The sequence below is a fragment of the Photorhabdus hindustanensis genome (assembly GCF_002968995.1).
Lineage (GTDB): Bacteria > Pseudomonadota > Gammaproteobacteria > Enterobacterales > Enterobacteriaceae > Photorhabdus > Photorhabdus akhurstii.
The window spans coordinates 62,163-85,091 of the sequence record NZ_PUWT01000008.1 but is presented as its reverse complement, the minus strand read 5'-3'; the positions used below and the strand labels follow the sequence as shown (position 1 = coordinate 85,091).

General features: G+C 41.5%; 19 protein-coding genes and 1 pseudogene. 7 read left to right on the top strand and 13 right to left on the bottom strand.

The genetic code is table 11. The features are described from left to right. The first annotated feature begins 451 nt into the window (after positions 1-451). A complete protein-coding gene (argR, locus tag C6H66_RS03705) occupies positions 452-922 on the top strand; it encodes a transcriptional regulator ArgR (protein WP_036776550.1) in 471 nt (156 codons plus the stop codon). A 45-nt stretch (positions 923-967) separates the two neighbouring features. Here argR and mpl read toward each other — a convergent pair whose 3' ends face one another. Next, positions 968-2,338 (bottom strand): UDP-N-acetylmuramate:L-alanyl-gamma-D-glutamyl-meso-diaminopimelate ligase, encoded by a 1,371-nt coding sequence (gene mpl / locus C6H66_RS03700; protein ID WP_046396594.1) that lies wholly within the window; start codon positions 2,336-2,338, stop codon positions 968-970. Between the two features lie 165 nt (positions 2,339-2,503). Between mpl and fbp the strand changes: the two genes are divergently transcribed. Then, positions 2,504-3,508: a class 1 fructose-bisphosphatase gene (gene fbp / locus C6H66_RS03695; protein WP_105394833.1), complete on the top strand. Its 1,005-nt coding sequence runs from the start codon at positions 2,504-2,506 to the stop codon at positions 3,506-3,508. A 161-nt stretch (positions 3,509-3,669) separates the two neighbouring features. On the opposite strand, the gene C6H66_RS03690 is transcribed toward fbp, so the two are convergent. Together C6H66_RS03690 and C6H66_RS03685 are read right to left on the bottom strand one after the other, a co-directional pair. Continuing rightward, on the bottom strand, positions 3,670-3,969 hold the full coding sequence (locus tag C6H66_RS03690) for a helix-turn-helix domain-containing protein (protein WP_046396596.1): 300 nt from the start codon (positions 3,967-3,969) through the stop codon (positions 3,670-3,672). After that, a pseudogene (locus C6H66_RS03685) lies at positions 3,956-4,337 on the bottom strand (type II toxin-antitoxin system RelE/ParE family toxin). The gene C6H66_RS03690 and the pseudogene C6H66_RS03685 overlap by 14 nt, the downstream one beginning before the upstream one ends. 314 nt (positions 4,338-4,651) lie before the next feature. Between C6H66_RS03685 and ppa the strand changes: the two are divergent. Then, positions 4,652-5,182 (top strand): inorganic diphosphatase, encoded by a 531-nt coding sequence (ppa, locus tag C6H66_RS03680; protein WP_036776561.1) that lies wholly within the window; start codon positions 4,652-4,654, stop codon positions 5,180-5,182. 100 nt (positions 5,183-5,282) lie between these two features. Here ppa and C6H66_RS03675 read toward each other — a convergent pair whose 3' ends face one another. Genes C6H66_RS03675 through tamA form a run of 3 tightly spaced genes read right to left on the bottom strand, consistent with a single transcriptional unit; the run spans position 5,283 to position 11,145 of the window. Further along, positions 5,283-5,630 (bottom strand): gamma-glutamylcyclotransferase family protein, encoded by a 348-nt coding sequence (locus C6H66_RS03675; protein ID WP_036776564.1) that lies wholly within the window; start codon positions 5,628-5,630, stop codon positions 5,283-5,285. A gap of 2 nt (positions 5,631-5,632) precedes the next feature. Continuing rightward, complete coding sequence (gene tamB / locus C6H66_RS03670; RefSeq protein ID WP_105394832.1) at positions 5,633-9,406, bottom strand: autotransporter assembly complex protein TamB; 3,774 nt, start codon at positions 9,404-9,406, stop codon at positions 5,633-5,635. Beyond that, positions 9,403-11,145: an autotransporter assembly complex protein TamA gene (gene tamA, locus C6H66_RS03665; RefSeq protein WP_105394831.1), complete on the bottom strand. Its 1,743-nt coding sequence runs from the start codon at positions 11,143-11,145 to the stop codon at positions 9,403-9,405. The genes tamB and tamA overlap by 4 nt, the downstream gene beginning before the upstream one ends. 111 nt (positions 11,146-11,256) lie before the next feature. Between tamA and msrA the strand changes: the two genes are divergently transcribed. Both msrA and paeA read left to right on the top strand, forming a co-directional pair. Further along, a complete protein-coding gene (msrA, locus tag C6H66_RS03660) occupies positions 11,257-11,904 on the top strand; it encodes a peptide-methionine (S)-S-oxide reductase MsrA (protein ID WP_046396599.1) in 648 nt (215 codons plus the stop codon). A gap of 155 nt (positions 11,905-12,059) precedes the next feature. Then, complete coding sequence (gene paeA / locus C6H66_RS03655) at positions 12,060-13,391, top strand: polyamine export protein PaeA (RefSeq protein ID WP_105394830.1); 1,332 nt, start codon at positions 12,060-12,062, stop codon at positions 13,389-13,391. Positions 13,392-13,505: 114 nt separating this feature from the next. Here paeA and C6H66_RS03650 read toward each other — a convergent pair whose 3' ends face one another. Further along, positions 13,506-13,712: a DUF1107 domain-containing protein gene (locus C6H66_RS03650; protein WP_011148633.1), complete on the bottom strand. Its 207-nt coding sequence runs from the start codon at positions 13,710-13,712 to the stop codon at positions 13,506-13,508. A gap of 290 nt (positions 13,713-14,002) precedes the next feature. On the opposite strand from C6H66_RS03650, the gene C6H66_RS03645 reads away from it, so the two are divergent. Continuing rightward, entirely contained in the window at positions 14,003-14,557 is a 555-nt protein-coding gene (locus tag C6H66_RS03645) for a YtfJ family protein (RefSeq protein WP_105394829.1), read from the top strand. 109 nt (positions 14,558-14,666) lie between these two features. Here the strand turns inward: C6H66_RS03645 and cysQ are convergent, their stop codons facing one another. The 4 genes from cysQ to bamJ form a co-directional block, all read right to left on the bottom strand. Further along, positions 14,667-15,410: a 3'(2'),5'-bisphosphate nucleotidase CysQ gene (gene cysQ, locus C6H66_RS03640; RefSeq protein ID WP_036776574.1), complete on the bottom strand. Its 744-nt coding sequence runs from the start codon at positions 15,408-15,410 to the stop codon at positions 14,667-14,669. A 258-nt stretch (positions 15,411-15,668) separates the two neighbouring features. Next, on the bottom strand, positions 15,669-17,042 hold the full coding sequence (locus C6H66_RS03635; protein WP_036810100.1) for an MFS transporter: 1,374 nt from the start codon (positions 17,040-17,042) through the stop codon (positions 15,669-15,671). Positions 17,043-17,166: 124 nt separating this feature from the next. Next, entirely contained in the window at positions 17,167-18,270 is a 1,104-nt protein-coding gene (locus tag C6H66_RS03630; protein WP_046396604.1) for a hypothetical protein, read from the bottom strand. A gap of 566 nt (positions 18,271-18,836) precedes the next feature. Then, entirely contained in the window at positions 18,837-19,457 is a 621-nt protein-coding gene (gene bamJ, locus C6H66_RS03625) for a BamJ family beta-barrel-assembly machinery protein (RefSeq protein WP_040151139.1), read from the bottom strand. 270 nt (positions 19,458-19,727) lie between these two features. On the opposite strand from bamJ, the gene C6H66_RS03620 reads away from it, so the two are divergent. Further along, a complete protein-coding gene (locus C6H66_RS03620; RefSeq protein ID WP_036776580.1) occupies positions 19,728-20,444 on the top strand; it encodes a helix-turn-helix domain-containing protein in 717 nt (238 codons plus the stop codon). Between the two features lie 36 nt (positions 20,445-20,480). Here C6H66_RS03620 and C6H66_RS03615 read toward each other — a convergent pair whose 3' ends face one another. Together C6H66_RS03615 and C6H66_RS03610 are read right to left on the bottom strand one after the other, a co-directional pair. Continuing rightward, positions 20,481-21,776 (bottom strand): ATP-grasp domain-containing protein, encoded by a 1,296-nt coding sequence (locus C6H66_RS03615; RefSeq protein WP_105394828.1) that lies wholly within the window; start codon positions 21,774-21,776, stop codon positions 20,481-20,483. 10 nt (positions 21,777-21,786) lie between these two features. Next, complete coding sequence (locus C6H66_RS03610; protein WP_248000600.1) at positions 21,787-22,917, bottom strand: MFS transporter; 1,131 nt, start codon at positions 22,915-22,917, stop codon at positions 21,787-21,789. Positions 22,918-22,929 lie beyond the last annotated feature (12 nt).

Here is a 22,929-nt window from a genome sequence, read left to right as displayed (position 1 = left end):
ACTCCTTAAATCGTTTATACTTTAAAATGCTGTGAATTCATCTGGTTAAGAACCATAGATTACTACGTTTTTGAAAACAATCTATTAACAGCCAAATTGTGGACTTACGCTCTAATAGTGGGACGCAAAAGTCGCCGTATTCTAGGCAAAATGCTTATCTGTTAATGAGATAACGGACACTATTTTGAGAATTTCCCTATGATTTTACGAAATAATCGGCTAAATACCTTACACCCAACAACAACGCCAAACAATATCATTTGATTAACAATATATTTACCTGAATAACCAACTAAAAAAAGCAAATTTTCATATTCATGTTTTATGAATTTCTATATAACATAAGGCCAATTTTGCTCGGTTCAAACTGGCTATAAAATCATTATTATTGCATAAAAATGCATTTATATGCATAATATCAAGCTTCATAGCTGACTGAATATGGTGAAATATGCGTACTCCCTCTAAACAGGAAGATTTAGTAAAAGCTTTCAAGGCGTTATTGAAAGAAGAAAAATTTAGCTCTCAAGGTGAAATTGTCACCGCTTTACTGGAAGAAGGTTTTGAGAACATTAATCAATCCAAAGTTTCCAGAATGCTCACTAAATTTGGCGCTGTTCGCACCCGGAATGCCAAAATGGAGATGGTCTACTGTCTGCCTGCTGAACTTGGCGTCCCAACAGCCACTAGCCCACTAAAAAACTTGGTACTGGACGTTGATCACAACCATTCAATTGTTGTCATTCGCACAAGTCCCGGTGCTGCACAGCTTATTGCACGTCTGCTAGATTCTCTTGGTAAAGCAGAAGGTATACTTGGCAGTATCGCTGGCGATGACACCATTTTTACCACACCAGCTAGAGGTTTTACGGCAGAACAGTTACGTGAAGCAATTCTTGGGTTATTCGAACAAGAACTTTAAATGAACGCGCCAACAATGGCGCGATTCATTTTCCCTTGGTTATTTTCAGGATCGACAAACTTTTTTATTCAGTGCAAATAGCAATTTTTCATGAATACCACCAAACCCACCATTACTCATAACCAGAATATGATCACCCTGTTGTGCCTTATCAACAATCATATTTACCAGTGAATCGATATCGGCACTCCAGTAAGCAGGCTGAACACAGCGATCTGCAATTTCTGATACATGCCATTTAATATTAGCTGGCTGAAATAAGAACACTTCGTCAGCACGTCCTAGTGCTGGCGCGATCTCATTCTTACTGATACCCATTCTCATGGTATTTGAACGCGGTTCCAACACAGTAATAATACGCGCAGTTCCACCAACCTTACTACGCAGAGCTTCTAAAGTTGCCAACATTGCTGTCGGGTGATGTGCAAAATCATCATAAACAGTGATGCCATTCTCTTCACCACGTAGCTCAAGGCGACGACGTGCATTAATAAATTCACTTATAGCACAACAGGCATCTGCTGGCTGGACACCAACATGATGTGCAGCGGCAATTGCAATCAGCCCGTTGCGCATATTATGTTCACCCACCAGCGACCAGTTCACTTCTCCAACAACTTTACCATCATAAAACACCTGATAATTACGGCTGTCTGTGCTGATCTTTTTTGCCTGCCAGTTACCAGTTTCACCCACTAGCTCCAATTTACTCCAACAGCCCATAGACAAAACCTGTTTCAGGTTAATATCGTTATCCGGGACAAGGATCTTACCACTACCCGGAACGATCCTAACAAGATGATGGAACTGTCTCTGAATAGCTGCCAGATCGCCAAAAATATCGCCATGATCGAATTCCAGATTGTTCATGATCAGCGTACGTGGGCTGTAATGCACAAACTTAGATCGTTTATCAAAAAAAGCACTGTCATATTCATCAGCTTCTATTACGAAAAACGGGCTTTCCCCGATCTGAGCTGATGTTTCAAAATTCCCCGGAACACCACCAATTAAGAAACCTGGTTTATAACCACAAGCTTCCAAAATCCAGGCTAACATACCCGCAGTCGTTGTCTTGCCATGCGTCCCTGCAACCGCCAGCACCCAACGTTCAGGCAAAACATAATCATGCAGCCATTGTGGGCCAGAAGTATAAGGGAGCCCACGCTCCAACACAGCTTCTACACAAGAATTCCCACGGCTCATAATATTACCGATGATGACCATATCTGGCGCAGAATCCAACTGTGCCGGGTCATATCCCTGAATCAGATTAATCCCATGTTTTTCCAGTAAGGTACTCATTGGTGGATAAACATTGGCATCAGAACCAGTCACTTCATGGCCAAGAGAACGTGCCAAAATTGCCAGTCCACCCATAAAAGTGCCGCAGATACCAAGAATATGAATACGCATTGATTTCCTATTCCATAGCATGAAGTTAGCCACTATTCTAACCATCAATAGCAAGATAAGAAATGGAATAGCCTATGAATCATCCCTTTCTTTGGCTAAACTGCCCGCGTAAGAGTGCAATGGTCACTCTAAAACCACTATCAAATCACATTCAGGACTTTCGTCATGAAAACATTAGGCGAATTCATCGTCGAAAAGCAGCACGATTTTTCTCACGCTACGGGTGAACTCACGGCATTGCTTTCCGCTATTAAGCTCGGAGCGAAAATCATTCACCGTGATATCAACAAAGCCGGTTTAGTGGATATTTTAGGGACCAGCGGTGTGTCCAATATCCAAGGCGAGGTGCAGATGAAACTGGACCTGTATGCTAATGAAAAACTCAAAGCAGCACTGAAAGCACGCGGTGAAGTTGCGGGGATCGCTTCAGAAGAAGAAGATAATATCGTTATTTTCGAAGGAGACCGCGCAGAAAACGCAAAATATGTTGTTTTGATGGACCCATTGGATGGTTCTTCAAATATTGATGTAAACGTTTCCGTCGGTACTATCTTCTCTATCTACCGCCGTATTACCCCCATCGGCCAGCCAGTGACTGAAAAAGATTTCCTGCAACCAGGCCATCGTCAGGTTGCCGCCGGATATGTTGTTTACGGTTCTTCAACTATGCTGGTCTACACCACCGGCTGTGGGGTACACGCCTTTACTTACGATCCTTCTTTGGGAGTATTTTGTCTTTCCCATGAGAAAGTTCAGTTCCCACCCAATGGCAATATGTATTCCATCAACGAAGGAAATTACATCAAATTCCCTATGGGGGTAAAGAAATACATCAAATATTGCCAGGAACAAGATGAAGCCACTCAGCGCCCTTATACTACCCGTTATATTGGTTCGCTGGTTGCTGATTTCCACCGTAATTTACTGAAAGGCGGTATCTACATTTACCCAAGCACCGCCAATCATCCATCAGGAAAATTACGCCTGCTGTATGAATGTAACCCAATGGCATTCCTGGCTGAACAAGCCGGCGGTAAAGCGAGTGATGGAGTTAATCGCATTCTAGATATCATCCCATCCAAACTGCATCAGCGCGTCCCTTTCTTTGTGGGTAGTAAATCAATGGTGGAGAAAGCAGAGAGTTTTATGGCTGAGTTCCCAGATGAGTAATTTCATCGGTTAATTACGGATAAGCGGCGGGATTTTTCGTCGCTTTTTTGATTTTAACTAGTTACTTTATTACTGATTGGTGACCACCTAACAGATCACCTTCAATAAAATGGCGACTACACAAAATCGTGCACAAGCTAAAGGAGTAGTCACCACTTCTGTCAGATATGAAAAATTCGCCCATCTCCAGTTGGGAGTTCTACGGTTAGGCTAAGTTTGCCTCCCATAGCTTCAACATAACGCTTTAACGTAGCCAGTTTTATATCGTTACCCCGTTGTTCTATTTGCGTAATTGCAGGCTGACTAACACCTAAACTATCCGCCAGTTTTTTCTGAGAGATATTCAGCTCTTCTCTCATCAGTTGCAAACCAGTTTCTAAAATCATTTCATCAGCCATCTGTTTTATATCTGTTCGATCTTCAACAGAAAATTCTCGTATCTTATCTTTAAGAGTTTTCATTTTTACCCTCCAAACTCGCTAAGTGAGCTTCATACTCAGCATCAGCCACCGAGATCATTTCTTTGTAAAAATGCTTTTCGTTCCCTGTCTTATCACCAGCACATAGAACAATAGCTCGTCTTAATGGGTCAAAGGCAAAAAATGCTCTTATTGGCCTCCCCTTACACTGAATTCTTAGCTCTTTCATATTGTTAAATTTTGAACCATACAAAGAGTCAACAACAGGACGGCCTTAGTTGAGGACCAAACACTTCTAACACACTAAGGTCTGCCAATATTTTTTTCTGGGTACTGATATCTTGTTCATCAAACCAATCTTCAAATCGACCGGTTAAAATTATAGTCCACACAACAACCTCATAAGTCATGACTTATGACAACATAATATAATCCACAACTTATATATCAATATGTAAATACAAAAAATGCCCTATACAGAAGCTAACTGCACCTTTGTCATGTGTGGTAATGAGCATGTCACTGCTTATTATGCTCTCGCCAGTAGCAGTGTTAAACGACCTTCTGTTCTAGGTTTTATAGTGACTGCACCACGGGGCCATCATCAAACTTAGAGACAACATTTACCAACAAGCTACTTGTCAGAAAAATGGAGAGTACTTTAAAAAATGTTTTGGCTATAATACTCCCCACTCTATTCTGGTTTGAAATAAAGGAAACTTTCATGAGCCTGAACTTAGTACCGGCAGGAAAAGAACTGCCTGAAGATATCTATGTCATTATTGAGATCCCTGCAAATGCCGATCCGATTAAATATGAAATTGATAAAGAATCCGGTGCACTGTTTGTAGACCGTTTCATGTCTACCGCGATGTTCTATCCATGCAACTATGGTTACATCAACAACACTTTATCTCTGGATGGTGACCCGGTTGATGTTCTGGTTCCGACGCCATACCCACTACAACCAGGCTCTGTGATTCGTTGCCGTCCGGTTGGCGTTCTGAAAATGACTGATGAATCAGGTGAAGACGCGAAACTGGTTGCAGTTCCACATAGCAAACTAACCAAAGAGTATGATCACATTAAAGATGTGAACGATCTACCAGAACTACTGCGCGCTCAGATCACTCACTTCTTTGAGCGCTATAAAGATCTGGAAAAAGGTAAGTGGGTTAAAGTGGATGGTTGGGATAATGCCGAAGCTGCTAAAGCAGAAATTATCTCCTCTTTCGAACGTGCCGCTAAGAAATAGTTTTTTCCTGTTTGAATAATTAAAAAACCTCTGGGGAACATCACCAACAGAGGTTTTTTAATACCATACTCCCTTTTTATTACAAAAAAAGGCTTTTTATTTACTCTTCCGCATGACGCTTCAACCAGTCACCGCTTTTTATCCGCCGTAAACCAGTTATTGGAAACTGATAAAGATATATCCATGCATTGCCATACGGTGTCTGAATCAATTCCCTTAGATACTCCCGCGAATTATCTTTCAAATCGTCTAATTCTGTCAGGATAGTAGAATTGATTCGATATACCTCACATTCAATACTTCCGTCACCACGGACAACCGCAGGATAATGCCCAAGGTCATATAGCTCATAGCCTTCCAGCCGATGATCACCTAACCATTGAGCATCGGTCATCCAGTGATGATTGCCCTGTTTGCGCCGTAAGCTGCCATAAACAATAATTCGCATTTTTAAAACTCAAACTGATAGAGCAAATCCAATGTCTGATCAATACCAGACACCGCTTCCAGATACAATCTAGGCATTAACCTATAACGTAAGGTTAATGTTGCCAGTGAATCAAATATACCAACACCATACTTAACTTGCAGATCTTTTGTAATCTTTCCGCTAACAACTACCTGTGATTTATCACCAACCCCCTGAGTATCCAGTGCTAAGTCAGAAACACCAAATATTTCACCGATCTTACCTACCAACTGACCACTCTGTGCAACCCCCAAACCTATTAATATTGCCGTCATCTGTGAGTTGTCCGAGTTACTATTCTCTAACCCTTCACCACGCAACAGATAAGAAAGTGCTTCCAATTGTGATCTAACAGGCTCTGAGAAAATTTCTACTTTTGGCTGATCCGCCAAACCGGTCACCCTTACCCCTGCAATAACCTGTCCATCGGTAGAATCTGGATTACGAATAGCTTCAATATTCAGCAATGGCTGATCAGGTGGACCGGAGAACATAATCAGCCCTTTACGAACAATCAGATCCTGCCCATAAGTATGGAAACGACCATCAAGAATATCAACTTGACCATTCAAACCCAGTCCCTGTTTATCTTGAACAACCTTCAAATCACCTTTAAGTTGCGCTTTAAGGCCGAAAGCACTGAGACGAACATCGTCTCCTATATGAATCGTCAAATTACTTTGAATTGGGATCGACGCTTTTTTCTCTTGTAATGGCTGAAGATTCTCATTCAATATAATTTCATCCGGTGAAGCTTCAACTGTCGATTCTGGTAGCTCCTTCACAGTAATACGCGCCCAAGGAATACCAACGCTACCATCCAATTTCAGCAACTGAGGAGAAGCCTCAAACACCAGAGCAGGGCTAACATCAATTTTCAACATTGGTGGAAAAACCACTCTTAACTTATCACCATTAGCCGCCACTCTCGCATGCCATGCATCCACATTGCGCCAGTCTGCATCACCATTCAGGTTAAGTTGTCCTTTCGGGGTTTTGATAACCCCCTCAAGAACAGAGTGTACTCCATCAAAATTCACACCGATTTGCCCTTGAGTAATATCAAATGGTATCCAGTGACCTGAAACTTGCAATGCACCCAAGTTCAACCGACCAAATAATAATGGATTTTTGATATTACCACCCAGACGCAGGTTAGCATTCAAATGACCTTCCGCCTTATCACCGTTCCCTAGAATCGGCTTGATTAACGCCAATGAAATATCCTGAACATCGACATTACCCGACAGCTTACGGCTCCCTGCAAGATCAGCAATCTGAACGTCACCGTTAAACTGACCATTTCCCATAATCTTAAACAACCAATTCAGCTTTGCCGTGCCATTCTTCAAGCCTGCATTGAGTGTCAGCGTCTGGAAATCTACCGGTAACACAGTACCATCAACCATCTGCTTAACCTGCACCCCATCACCACGCAAAATAACATTGGCCTGAGGTAATCCGCCGTCCGCACTCCATTTAACGTCAGCATTGCCACTGAATATCCCTTTCAAATGTGTTTCAGGTCCCAGTAATGGCTGAATCATAGCAAGATCAAAGCGTTCAAGAATAAGGGATGCGCTACCGCTGGCGCCTGCTTCAATGAGTTTAGGTACGCAGAGCCGCGCATGTGGATTCAGCCAACAATGCGTGCCCACAGTGACTTTCTGTTGCTGATTAAGATAATCGAGAGTTATTGCTTTAGTTAAACGCCATTCTCCAACCGGGGTGTCAAAACGGGTATTGTCGATGCTGCCTTTCCATCGCTGTTGCTTACGATCAAAACTACCATTAAGCGAAAGTTGACCGGCAATCGGCTCACCGTCGACCTTCAATTGCAAGTTGTGCTGTTTCTCATTGCCCTTTGCATCCAACGTCAAATTACGGACAATCAAATCCGCCTGTTTTAACTGACTGACTTTAACAGCAAGATCCCCGTGGATCTGTTCATCAGAACGTACATTCCCCTTTACACTCACACGATCAATGCGCAAATCCTGCCACTTCAATCCACTGGCATTGAGATCAGCCAAAAGCTGAGGCGCTTGTATATTACCGCGCAGTTTCAGCGTCCCATTCACGACACCGCCAAGCCCCGGTAATATGCCATCCAGCTTCGGTGCATTGATATCGCCATCCAGTTTCCACTGTTTGGACAACTGGCCCTGGAGATTCATTTTATTGCGCCCTAAAGCCAGCTCAAATTGAGGAATATTCCACTGACCAACCGCGTTACCAGAAATCTTACCTTTGGCTTTTACTAAGTTCTGTTTTACGTTGCCGTCCAACGTGATTTCCGGGATCTGGAGCTGCCAACTACCACCGTGTAAACTACCACGGGTCACTATTTTCCCCTCTATTTTTGCAGGCCATTCCGGCCACTGTTTAGCGGTATTGATCCCGGAGAGTATCAGCACCGTATTCCAACTTATAGCTTTGCTCCAATCCGCCACACCTGCCAATTCAGCCTTTCCCTGCAAAGCAGATAGGCGTAGGCGAGTCAACTTAAACTGCTCTTCATTGCCTTTAGCATCTAACACAAGTAATGCCGGTGGAATTTCATTTCCCTTAATACCGGAACGCAATGACAAATCATAGCCACTGGCCTTACCATTCAGGCGCATTTTTATGCCATCAAGCTGATATTCAGGCGTCCCCGTTAAAGGCCAACTCAGTTGCTGGCTTTCAAACGTCATCCGCACTGGTAAACCTGTCTTCGCCAGTTCCGCTTGAGCATCAAGTTTAGCGCTGACAGGACCAGACAAATTCAGCCCTAGACTGAGCTGCTCCAGTAAAGCGCCATTAAGTTTTACATTAACCTTCTGCCCTTGGATCTCTTGTCGACTTAATTCACCCTTTATTAGCAGTTTTATCGGCCACTGCTGCGCCAGAGTCGCGGAACCATTAACGGCAAGAGAACCTTCCGGCATTTTAACATTCAATTTATTGAGCTGAATCTGCTGTCCCTGATTGCTGAGTTGCAGTAAAAACTCATTGATTGTGATATTGGTATCACCCGTCAGCCGTAATTGCTTACCACTGATCCCTTCAACAGTCATATCCAGTGGAATAGGCACTTCTGGCAACGTTGCCAATAGCGGCTGGGAGAACAATTTTTTCAGGATTTCCGCCAACGATTTTTCCGGTTCACTCCCTCGTTTCGCTTTCTCCTCTGCTTCCGCCGTTTTCAGCCGTTCAGGGGGAGTTTTTGGCAGTCCCACCAGCAATCCATTAATTTTCGTTGGCTTAAGCGTTAATGCTTTTTGCTGCCACTGAGCTGCGGTCCTAAATTCATCAAGGGCAAATACCGTATCATTTACGGTGACAGTGACATTTTTAACAGATAGCAAATCAAGTGAGACTGGATACGGCGTCCTCAGTTCAGTCAAAGGCTCTGACTTTGATGATGGTTCTCCCGCAGGGGACAATTGGCTAGTATTAATCGCCACTTTTACACCCTCCGTCGTCAATGCATTAACACATAACTGACTATTTTTCAGACAAGAAAGACGCAATGAAAGGTGGAGTTGATTGACACTGACATTCACACCGGGCATTTGATACTTAACGCCTTTCAGAGTCAAATCACGCCAACCACCACTGACGCTGGCTATATCTAGCCCCGGAACCCAACGGGCAGCACTGTTAATCATAAAATGCAGGCCAGATTGCGTTCCTACCAACCCGGCAACAGCAATAACCAACAAAGCCACCATCAGCAGAAAAGCAATACTGACCTTTTTAATCCATCTCATAATTCAGATCCTAACCCGATGTAAAACTGGATATTACGGGATTCTGAATCCCCTATTGGTCTGGCAAGGTCAAATTTAATGGGCCCGACTGGAGAAGCCCAACGCACACCAACACCTACGCCGGTTTTAAAATTGCTTTTTCTAATGTCATTAATGGCCTCACCGGTATCAACAAAAACAGCACTCCACCAATTACCCGTTACGTTATATTGGTACTCAAGAGAACCCACAACCAGTGCGGATGCACCGGTCAATTTTCCTTTGTCGTCTTTAGGAGAAATTTTCTGATATCTGTAACCACGGACACTATGATCACCGCCAGCGAAAAAGCGTAAGTCAGGGGGAACCTTCTCGAATGCATTGGTTTCTATCCAACCCAAATTACCCCGAGCAACAAAACGGTGATTATCCCAATAAGTTCTGATCCAAACGTTTTGCGCCTGTAACACCAAGAAATCGACATCGGAACCCCAGAGGGTATCGGAGATATCAATAGAATAGCGCTGGCTATCGCCCCAATAAGGCATCGTCCCCCCACGCTGGCGAATACGGCTAACATTTGCTCCTGGGTACAATAACATTGCCGTATTGGTGACATTAGCCTGAGTAAAGTGGCTGAGACTCCAACGCATATTGATCCCATACTGCCACCCCGTTGAAAGATCCCAATTACGGGAAAGATTTACTGTCGCGGTATCTGATACGGTATCATTGATATCTTTACGCTTATAACCCGTCTGCAATGCGTAATATTGCTCTAACGGGTTTACTTTCAGCGGCATTTTATAGGTGGCATCAACAACCTGTTCAGGTGCAGAAAGGTTGATGCTGGTGCTAAGGCTGTGTCCGCGGGAATTAAGCCAGGGTTTTGTCCATTTCGCCTTTACCCGTGGTCCTACATCAGATCCATAACCCCCACCCAGTTCAACATAGTTTTTGGAACGTGGAGTTAATACCGCTTCAAGAGGAAGCATCCCGTCACCGTTTTTTCTCGCGGTATTAAAATCCGGTGTAACTACCGCTGAGTTAAACCAGCCAGTTTCTGCTAACCGCCGATTCAATTCGGCCAATTGTTCTGAGGTATAAAAATCCCCTTCTTTGAACGGAACCAGAGGATTCAGATAATCTTCGCGGATCTGTGAACCACGATAACGTATCTGACCAAAGTGATAACGCTCACCGCTATTAAAAACAAAGTCCCAGAATGCCTCATGCCGCATTTTGGAAACACCCAATTGGCTCTTTTTCATAACAGCGTCAAAATAACCTTTCCTAATAGCAAGCCCGGTCAGAGAACCTTTAAGGCTTTCATATTCATCATGATTAAGAACCGTTCCTTTCTTTGGGCTTTTGCTTTTTACCAGTTTGGCATAATCTCCATCTGTCTTTGCCCCACCTTCCAAAACAACATTAACACCGGCGATTCGCACAGGTTCACCTGCGGTAACTTTTGCCGTTAATACCGAGCGAGCAGGCGGTTTATTTTCCTGATAGGTAAACTCGATAATAGGTTCATAATAACCAAGCGGGCGCAAGCCTTCACGAATCGCTTTATCTACACGAGATCGGAAACGGCCATCTGGCGCAACTTCATCTGTGCTGATAGTGGAGAGATGAATTCGGGCATTTTTCTCTAAACTGCCTGTTAGTCCCTCTATTTTCAGACGAAGATTAGCGCTATAAGCAATGGGAGAGGCGATAGACACACAAAGAAAGCATAAAACGGGGTATCTTGACACGCGAACTCCTAACCTGATCGGAATAATTTGACTATAATAAATTTATCTTGAGTAAAGTTTATAATATATACAATCTATTAATGTCTGAAAACTTAATAATTACGGGAGTGAATTGTGCCAACAGCTAATAAAAGCCTATCTATTGATCCTCAAAGCGCATTACCAGGCAGAACCGAGCCACTTAAGGTTTCACCTAACCATGCTGTTACCGATCATGCGATAGAACCTGTCCCAGAAAATATGGAAGTTGCCTATTTTGGTATGGGATGCTTCTGGGGCGTAGAACGCCTATTCTGGCAACAACCTGATATTTACACCACCTCCGCAGGTTATAGCGGCGGTACAACAGAGAATCCAACTTACGAAGAAGTTTGTAGCGGCCTGACCGGACATGCTGAGGTTGTTAGAATTGTTTACGATCCAGCAAAAAACAGCTACGAAAACTTATTAAGACTTTTCTGGGAAAACCACGATCCCGCTCAAGGAATGCGCCAGGGCGGGGATATTGGTACTCAGTATCGCTCCACGATTTATACCGTGTCACCTCAGCAACATGAACTGGCATTAGCCAGCCTTGAACGTTTCCAACAAGCAATGCAACAGAAAGGGGATAACCGCCCTATTACAACGGAGATCACAGAAGCGGGGCCATTCTATTTCGCTGAAGACTATCATCAACAATATCTATTTAAAAATCCTGAGGGGTATTGTGGACTAGGCGGTATTGGTGTTTGCTTGCCCCAAATGAACAAAAACTAGTCGTTGCATTTTATTGATGTTATAATTACCACACTAATTAGTGGTTTTCTAAGTGATTGTTATCGCTTTTTATTTTATATGATTTTTATTGTTTCCTCCGGTGCTCTTCTAAATGACAGCCTACCCTACCACCGGAGGTAAAACACGGACCCCATATGCTAAATAGTCTCTTAATAGTGTTTCTATTGTGCGCGATAAGCGCCTTTTTTTCGTTATCTGAAATCTCTCTTGCTGCCTCCAGACGAATCAAACTAAAACTGATGGTCGATGAGGGTAATGTCAACGCAGCCCATGTCCTCAAATTACAAGAAACACCGGGAATGTTTTTTACCGTGGTGCAAATCGGCCTAAATGCAGTGGCAATTTTGGCAGGTGTTGTCGGTGAATCCGCATTCTCCCCTTCACTGAAAGCTTTTTTCATGAAATTTATGCGTCCTGAATGGGCGGAACAGTTGGGCTTTATCTGCTCATTTACCATTGTAACCAGTATATTCATTTTACTCGCAGACTTGACGCCAAAACGTATCGGCATGATCAAGCCTGAAGCCGTCGCAGTGAAAATCGTAAACCCAATGCGTTTCTGTCTGACAGTTTTCCGCCCATTAGTTTGGCTATTTAATGGCTTGTCTGATCTTATCTTTAAGATCTTTAAAATTCCGACCGCACGTAATGAAGACATCACATCTGATGATATTTTTGCGGTTGTGGAAGCAGGCGCTGTTGCTGGTGTGCTGCGTAAACAAGAGCATGAACTGATTGAAAACGTGTTCGAACTCGAATCCCGCACAGTGCCCTCTGCCATGACCTCAAGGGAAAGTATCATCTACTTCGATAAGAATGAAAGTGAAGAAAGTATCAAACAACAGGTTTCTAGCCAGCCACACTCCAAATACCTGATATGTGATGGAGATATTGACCACGTTATCGGTTATGTGGATTCCAAAGACCTACTCAACCGTGTTCTGAGTGGTCAAAACCTAAGCTTCAACAAAGGTGTCCAAATCCGCAACGCGCTGATCATTCCAGATACTTTGACGCTTTCCGATGCTTTAGAAAGCTTTAAAGCGGCGGGTGAAGACTTTGCCATTATCCTGAATGAATATGCGCTGGTAATGGGTGTGATTACCCTTAATGATGTTATGACCACCCTGATGGGTGATTTAGTCGGTCAAGGACAAGAAGAGCAGATTATCATCCGTGACGAAAATTCATGGTTAGTAGAAGGGGGAACACCTATCGATGATGTACAGCGGGTACTGGATATTGATGACTTTCCTGATTCAAGTAACTATGAAACCATTGCAGGTTTCATGATGTTCCGGCTGCGCAAAATTCCAAAGCGTACCGATTCAGTCAAATTTGCTGGTTACAAGTTTGAAGTTGTCGATATTGATAACTACAAAATCGATCAGCTACTAGTCACAAAAGTCACTGATATTCCCACCGTGACGCCAACACAAAACCTACTTATCAGTGATGATAGATAAATAAAAACGGCCTATTCTTGAACTAAGGCCGTTTAATATTCTCGTGTCAAGCGCCACTTATTTTTATTTGTGGCGCTGATTACATCAGTATGCAACCCGACTCTTTTTCGTTATCTATCCTATTTCGGCCTGCAAACGTAGCACTTGCTGATTGACTTCGCTCATTACACTAAAATGGCGCTTATCTCTCACCTTCGGTGGTAAAATTTTGCCACAGTCGAATTCAAAAGCCCCCATATCTTTAATGTATAAACGTCCACGGAATAAAGTTTTAACGTAGAGAGCAATTTTCAGTGGGTTATATCGGTGAAAAATTTTCATCTCTGCTTTTTTCCTCCTAAGTGCTTCTTACGGTTACGTTTGGTGAACCAACTCCATACACGATACCGTTATGTAGAATAATAGACTGAATTTATCCGATTTTGTTCCCTCCATTTTTAGTTTTATGCACCGAATTTACATAAAATGACAGATATTTAGATATACATAACTATGTAACTTTATCTCTTACTTAATGTTAAAAATTTGATCTTCTTTAAAGAGATAAATCAGTTAATACCCGCTATGCTAGAGATCCATGTATTGTCACATTAACCTACAAAGGAAAAATTATGATAAAGAACTTTATGCTATATGCCGTGCTACTTTGTTCTCCTGCTTTAGCATTCGCTCACAACATCAATTTGGAACAACAAGTTCCTGCGATCAGCGTTTCTGATAAAGGTGAATTGCTACTCAACAATAACAAGTTTAGCTACCAAAATTGGGATAGTGGAAAACTGATTGGTAAAGTGAGAGTCATACAACATATTGCAGGTCGTAGTGCCGCTAAAGAGATAAATGCTCCACTGATAGAAGAGATAAAACGCGCTGATTTTTCAAAAGAAAAATACCAAACAACCACCATCATCAATGTCAGTGATGCCATATTCGGTACTGGACCATTTGTCCGCAGCAGTATTGAAGATAGCAAAAAAGAGTTTCCGTGGTCTCAGTTTATCGCTGACAGCAACGGTGTGGTCAAAAAAGCTTGGCAGTTGGAAGCGAAAAGTTCTGCCATTATTGTCCTGGACAAAAATGGCGCAGCGAAGTTTGCTAAAGAAGGTAAGCTAAACAGTAGCGAAATCAAACAAGTCATTGAATTAGTTCGTAAAGAACTACAGTAAAAACATCCGTGGTGATAACGACTTGCAGGTATGTTTTCGTTTGCCCTTATCACCACCATTCTGCTAAAAAACAAATCTGAAAAACAAATCTGCTAGAAAACAACCACGATTAAAAAATCGTTACTCTAAATCCCGGATTTAGGAATGATTCACGAGGCGTATAATCTAGAGTCTGACCTTTCCAATTCGTCACGTGAGCACCAGCAGCAATGGCTATAGCGTGACCCGCCGCAGTATCCCAGATATGAGTGGGTCCAAAACGAGGATAAAGTTGCGCTTTTCCTTCAGCCACCAAACAAAACTTCAGTGAAGACCCCACAGAAACCGTCTGATGTTCACCTAACTGATTGAGATAATCTTCTAATTCTGTATCCATATGAGAACGGCTAACGACTACCATTGGTGGATTAGCATCACGAATTTTAATCGGCAAGCATTGACCACCACCGGCTTTTTTCCATGCCTGCCTCCCTTGCCCGGAATAAAGCGTATCCTGCACAGGAGCATATATGACCCCCATCACAGGAACGCCCTCGTCAATCAAGGCGATATTAACCGTAAATTCACCGTTACGATTAATAAATTCCTTAGTACCATCCAGAGGATCAACTAACCAATAGCGCTTCCAATCACGCCTCTCTTCCCAAGAGGGAAGCTCTTCTTCCGACAACAGTGGAATTTCCGGAGCGATACGGGATAATCCGGCTTTAATGATTTTATGAGCTACAATATCAGCCATAGTAACCGGTGAATCATCTTGCTTATGATCAACTTTCAGAGGATGTTCATCCTGATAAATTGTCATAATAGCCGCACCAGCTTCCTGAGCCAGTTGGCAGATTTGTTCTAGCATCATACACCTCTGCGGTTAGTCATCTGTTATCATTTTAGACTATATTACCAATTGATCTTTTATTGGAACGGTAAGAATTTTATTACCCCTCTTAAAATAAAAACAACTGGATATGCCTGCTCAAGTTACTGACAATCTGATGCAATCGCTATTATCTTCATGTTCTCACCAAGCACTTTTGCCCAATATGATGCCGTCATCTAACCCGTTGTACCACCAACAATTCATTCATTTAAGTTAAGCATTAAAAACCTTGTGTTAATATCCGCGACTTCGTTGTAAACCCTGGCACACCGCAAGCGCCACTAAAGACAACATGGCGGCTATCAGTAACGCCATAGCTTCCGAGATATGGATGACAGACTCCTCGCTGTGTTGCGTCAACAATGAAAAAAAAGCGACTCCTGCGGCAAACCCGACTTGACGCAACGTGCTGGTAAGAGCTGCCGCCAATCCTGAATTCTCAGGAGCAACATTGTCCATCACCAGCCTTGCCATCAATGGGTTAAGTACTGCCGCTCCCGTACCTAACAACAACAATCCAACCGCCAACAACCAAACATTCCCATCAACAACCGGACTAAAGATACCAGCCAACAGCACCAATCCAACCGTTAACATCAGGAATCCCTCGGTAGCTTGAAGATTGAAACGCTCGGCAATCCTCAATAAAGGTACCAAGGTTAACGGCAAAGAAAGCAATAGCATTGTCATAGCCAGATACAATGCATCAAAGCCCAATTTCACCGCGAAATATTGCGGTAACACCACAAATAAGCTCCAATAGGCGATAGAAAAAATAATCGGCAGAACCAATGAGATAACAAAGGCACCATTTTTAAGCTCAGGTAAACGTGTGAAACTACGCACAGAAAAATGGTGACACAGCCAAACGCTTATTCCCCCCAGAATAAGCAGCGTTGCCTTGATGATAGTGCCATTCTGACCCGGAAGCACTTGATCGATATATTGATACATGGTGACCAACAACAGAATCGCCGTCACTGGTAAGGTACTAAACAGAGAAACACGGCTTAACGCCCCACCGGCAGACAAAGTGCGGCCTTTTCTTTTCAACATCAAGAATACAACCAGCCCCCCTAAGGGCAAATTGAGTAACAATATCCATGACCAATCCAGCATCCTGATTATCAAGCCCCCTAAAGGCGGCCCCAAAGAAAAACTCAGCCCAAGTATCATTGACCAGGTTTTGAAAACCTGTGAACGGTTACTACTTCCCACGGGAAATAGAAGATTCAACAACGCCATCGCCGCTGTATTCAAAAAAGCGGCGGCAATGCCTTGAATTAAACGAACAAAGATAAAACTGCCAAGAGAAACACAACTAACGGACATATAAGAAGCAACAACGAACACCAACAAGGCGGAAATCAGTGTTCTCATGGCTCCCAGACGATCAGTGATTATTCCGGCGGGTAATAGGAAAGCAGCAAAGCCTGCTGTATAAGAAATGCTGAGCCATGCTCCTTCTTTAACACCAAAACCAAGTTCAGTCGCGATCACTGGGATAGCAACCCCTAAGCCAGTTGTATCAAAACCAATCATAAAGGTGACGATCATGATGGCGATAAATATAGCTCTGTATTTCGTATCTTGATTAGAAGAATTCATATAGTCCTATAATGTAAGAGGGTGAATAATAGCCACGCTTTTCCATACATAATTAATGTTTCAGACAACAATAATTCAGGGATCACTATCATCTGAAACATATGACAATATCGTGTCAATTTACCTAAGCAAGAATTGAACCTTCAAGATATTTGACCACATTGCGATCAATAAGGCATTCACACTGTTCATCCATCACACCAAGCGCCGTTATCCACATTTCCTCCATACGTGCCCTTGCCATTTCAGGACCCTTTTCATGCGCCAATAGTGCTAACATGTAAGTTGTGCCAGAAACCGTATAACCAGCCATTTTGATTCGGGAACACTTCAACGACAGCTCAAGAGGAGATGCATTCATTTCCGCCAAGCTTTTGGCAACAAAGGCGTTTTTCTGGGCCATATCCTTAACATCAGGAGAATTCAAAAATTGTTCGCGGGCAGTTTCATTCTCAATCAGGTAACGTAACGAGCTCATCAGATGGAAGCTTTCCATCGGTTTAATCACCGAGACATCGGTGCCATGCCAAATATCGAGGAGTGCCCACAGATCCATCTCTTTGACATTACCTGGCATGATTTTCTGACCGGTATTATGGCCTACAGCATCCAAATAAACATAGGCAGTGCTGGTCTCACTATTTTGGGAGAACGAATAAATTTTCGTATAATCCCCCGCCTTACTGATCCCTTTTTTCGTCAACATCACTTCCTCTGGTAAACGTCCCAACGTAACCACTCCATGAACATGATTACGCGAAAGGATAAAACCCACTTTTTCCAGTAAATTATGAGTCTGTTCCTTATCAAAATTACCGTTATTATCCCGCACACCCCATTGCCCATCCTCTGTTAACGCCAGACCAAAAGGATCGACAATCATCTTCACTGGCACGGAACCAATTGAAGTCAATATATTTTGCAGTGTTTCTTCAAATAATATTAAGCCCGCTTCAATATTATTATTTCTATTTGCCGACGAGATAAATCTCAGAGAAATATATTCTACTCCGAGTGTATTAGCGTGAATTATTCGGTTGGCAGCGCTACGCCAACCATAAGCAAAATAACCAGGCATCCCCTTTGTCGGATTACGTTCTTCTTCTCCCAGATCAATACTAACATCAATAGCCTGCGCCATTTTTTTCGGAGAAATTCGGTATAGACTTTCAGAATTAATACGACGAGAAAAATAGGGTATTAATGGCGATATTTCAATTGCATTCATTTTCATTTCCTTTATATCAAGATAACATTCCTGGCTTATTAATCCGCCAGACCTTTCATAATCGTTGATGCAATGAATTAGCCATACTATTCTTCAATATATTTAATAAATCAACATTATCTTTATAATAAAAACAAACAAAACATTGTTTATTTGTCATTAAAGTTATTAGAAATAAAAAATACTTTAAAATGCTGACACTCAAACAAAGGTAAAAGTAAACAAGTACTAACAAGAGAAAGGAGAAAGTGGAACCTAGGCTTGCCAGTGCGAAACAGCACTATGATCACGATTAAGATCAGAAAGAACCCAAATGCTGGTGGCAACAGCACGGAATATCAGGAAAATAGCATTACCATCTACTTTTTAGGTAAAAGCAAAAACTGACCAGCCCAAAAAACCTATTTTAAAGAAACAACTGGGACATTGAGAAAAAGCCAGTTAATCGGCAACATACTAGCTGAAATTTTCGATAGTCTGAAAACACCGCCCACTCTATTGAATGGGTTTATCAGTAGTCTGAGGCGAATATACCGGCTATTTTTAATCCTACTTCTGGATAAAACTTACAGAATATCCAATAATTCCACCTCAAAAATCAGAGTGCTATATGGAGGAATCGATGCACCAGCGCCTCGCTCACCATAAGCCAAATTATAAGGGATATAAAGCTCCCATTTAGAACCGACAGGCATCAACGTCAATGCTTCAATCCATCCAGCAATCACACCATTCACCGGAAATTCAGCAGGTTCGCCACGCTGTACTGAGCTGTCAAACACGGCGCCATCAATCAGACGTCCGGTATAATGAACACGCACGCTATCAGTACGAGCAGGAATTGCACCATCCCCTTGTTTTAGAACAGAAAACTGTAAACCGGATTCAGTGATGCTTATACCATCACGCTGAGCGTTTTCTGCCAGAAACTTCTGACCCTCTTCTGCCATAACTTGCTGACGTTCACGACGCACACCATCCGCACGTTCATGCATTTCACGTAAGGCACGATGTAATATATCAACCGGCACCGCTGGAGAATGATTTTCCAGCGCATCACACAACCCTGCTAACAGCGCTTCAGGTTCCAGACCTTGCAGGCCAGACTCCAGTAATTGCTGACCAACTTGCAAGCCAACTCCATAACTTGCTTGTGCCTCGATAGAATCAAAAGAAAGTTTTGCCATGAAAATACCTGTGATCAAATTAAATTAGGTTCGTAAGCATAACAGCGCTATGCAGCAGGGTAAACCGAAGATATCACTAGAAAAATACATGTCGACAAAATATATAAGAGCTAATAATCGATATAATTCTAAGTAGCATATTCATTCCTTAAAGGTTACAATATAAAAATTCAATTTTTATATATTTTTACTTATAATTGATTATATGAATGAAATATTTTTTATATAAAATTAATTTTATTGCAAATATTATACGACGAGGAAAATCTTATGAATACATTATTTAATGAGATTTCATCTGAAATTAAAAAATCCAAAACCATGCCAGAATTAGAAAAGAAGCTGTTAAACGCGATAAATTATCTGGGTTTTGAATTCTACTCAATTTATCAGGAAGAAAAATACCCATTCACGACTAAAAAATATGTCCTAATAACCAACTTAAATATAGAAAATGCAAATAATTATAATCAAGATAATAATCACGACAGCGACCAGTTAATGAATGGCGATTACACTTTCTCTATTCCGTCAATTTGTAATGATAAAATATCAGAAAACGCTGATTTTATGATTGAAAAATCAAATCCAAATAAAAATGAAGTTAAAAATAGTCTTTCAATCAAAATTAAAGGTTATCATGGAGAAAGGTCAATTTTTTCAGTCGCCAGAAAAGAAGGCACCATTTCCCACAATGAAATACTTAATAAAGCAGGAATGTTAGGCATATTGGCGAATGAATGCATAAAAACATTCAATAATCTAAAAAACAAAAAGGATAAGATCATTGTTCCAACTCTCTCTACCAGAGAGGTTGAAGTCATAAGATGGACTTGTGAAGGAAAAACTTCTGCTGAAATAGCCGATATACTGGATATTTCGACAAGAACAGTTAATTTCCACATTAACAATATCATGGAGAAATTAGTGGTTCCCAATAAAGTCGCGGCAGTTGCTAAAGCAATAGCATATAATCTAATTATATAACAATTAGAGCCGAAATAAGGCTCTACCCATACGAAATTACAAAATATAATTAGACAATATATCCCTCCATGCATCATTAATTTCATTCATCAGGGATTCACATTTGACGTGCTCATCATTAATATGCACACAAACGTAACCACAGAAATCATTATTGCTTTTTGGTGTTTCGTAAACTAATGAATTCTTCTCTAAATTAATTTTTATTGCAATAATTTCGTAATATAATTTACTTAGAATATTATCAATAGATGCTAGTAATATTTCATTAATTTCTGTTTTATCGAATTTATCATTAATCTTTCCATCTTTACCTGCCAGCAAATTAATCAAAAATGCTCTCCCCTTCGCTTCAGGCAATATCATCCGATCACTAAATCCTTTGACTAAATGGTCAACCCAAATTTCCTGTAAATTTATACCATATACCCGGTTAGCCATATCCCAAATACGCATACCCGCAGGTCTACGATTAGTTTCAACCAGAAAAATTTCTCCCGTTTTACTCTCCTGCTTAATCTCATTATGGAATGCACCAAGAGTTTGCCCTGAGATCAGATTCATTGCCTGCCCTGCTTTATGTAATGCAATCGTATTTCCGCCATCACATTGCGCCGGTACTATTTGCCCTATTTCAACAGGATATTCCCCTTTCTGAGAAACTTTTTGCGTTAAAAACGCCATACAGCCAATACCATCATAAGAATATTCTGTATCGAAAATAATAAGCTCTTCTGCAAGAACTTGATTACCGCCTGATTGCTCAACAGATTGAACAAAAGCCGTTGGGATTTTACTTCTATCTTTAACCGCAACCACTCCTATATTTGCTCGACCACAATTAGGCTTAATAATCACACCATACGGAACAGAGTCATAAAATTCTTCTAATTCTTTAATCTCATTAATAAAAGTATATCGAGGTGTCTTAATATGTTGTGCCGCAAGCAGTGGTAATATCCGAGTTTCTTGTTGGCGGAATTGATATTTTTCAATACCCGCAAAACTTAATTCGGGATCATCACCATAAACATTTAATTTTTTCGCGATAATAGCAGCATACCCAGATACCGCATCCATAAAGGGGAGAATAGCTGCACATGTCATATTAAGTTCACCAAGAACTGCCATCACACTATCAACATAATTTTCTGCTCGTACAGGAATATGATAGACAAATGGTGTGATATTTTTCTCCTCACCGGACAACATATCGCTAATAATCACCAATTCAAGGGAGTAATGAGATCGAATATAATCGCGAATATTAACGATTTCACTCAGCCTTGCCGGAAGATAATCAAGCACTAACAAATATTTTTTTGAACTCATATTTCCTCCATTATTGACTATTATGCAGATTAAATTTAAGCGAACGATAAGGATTAATAATGACAAACATCAATAAAACGAATGCAGAGAATATCAGATAAATACTATTGTAGGAAAAATGGTTCAGTAAATTAGCACAAATGAAACTAGTTAAAGGTGTCGCTAACTGATTCAAAACCAACACCACACCAAGATACTGAGAAAAACGCTGCTTCGGAATAAGACTCGCCCGATAAGAGCGAGAAAAAAGATTAAAACAACCTTCCGCACCAATGACCAGTAAGAAACCTAATGTGTAAACCACAAATAACGGCCCGGTAGCAAATAGTGTCAAACCACATAACGCAATCAAAAAAGCGGTTACACCAACGATACGCACATCAAAAACTCGGCATAATTTTGGCGCAATAAAAAATACACAACAATTTACCAGACCCGCATAAGCCAAAAGCTGAGCATAACTCCCTTCTGGCTGCGAAAAAACGCTGGTAATAACATAAACTGCCGTTGACAGAATAGCGCCTTGCATCACATTCATCAGAAATGTCAGGCTAATGACGCGTAACAAGGATGGGTTTCCCATCAAGAATTTAAAAATGGCCGGCAGATTATAACCTTCTCTATTAGCGTGTTCTTCAATCTGGTTTTTCCTTTGTAGCTGAAACCATATCAAGCTACTAATCAGAAAAGGAAAAAATGCAAATGCAAATACCGCATAAACACTAAATTTATAAACCAGCAAACCGACAACCGCCGGGGCTGCAATATAGGTAAACTGTTCAACAAACTGTAAACGAGAGTTAACAGAAGGTAATTCTATTGCACTTATGTTTTTAGAGACAAAACCTTCAAGGTTGACATATCCCGCCCCACTAAAAAAGGATAAAACACATGAGAGAGGAATAATGATATATACGATGCTATTATCAGAATATATAAATGAAAGAATAAAAAGAAATAAGCAAACTAATGATCGAAGAATATCACTCAGGAATAACATAACCAACGTATGCATCCTGTCGCCCATCCAACCAGAAATAGGGAGTGAAATCACCCTGAATAGCCGCTCAAGCCCAAAAGCAAAAGATGAAAGTGAAGCACTATTAGTTGAGGTATATACTAATACAGGCACAGCGAACATAACAAATGCTTC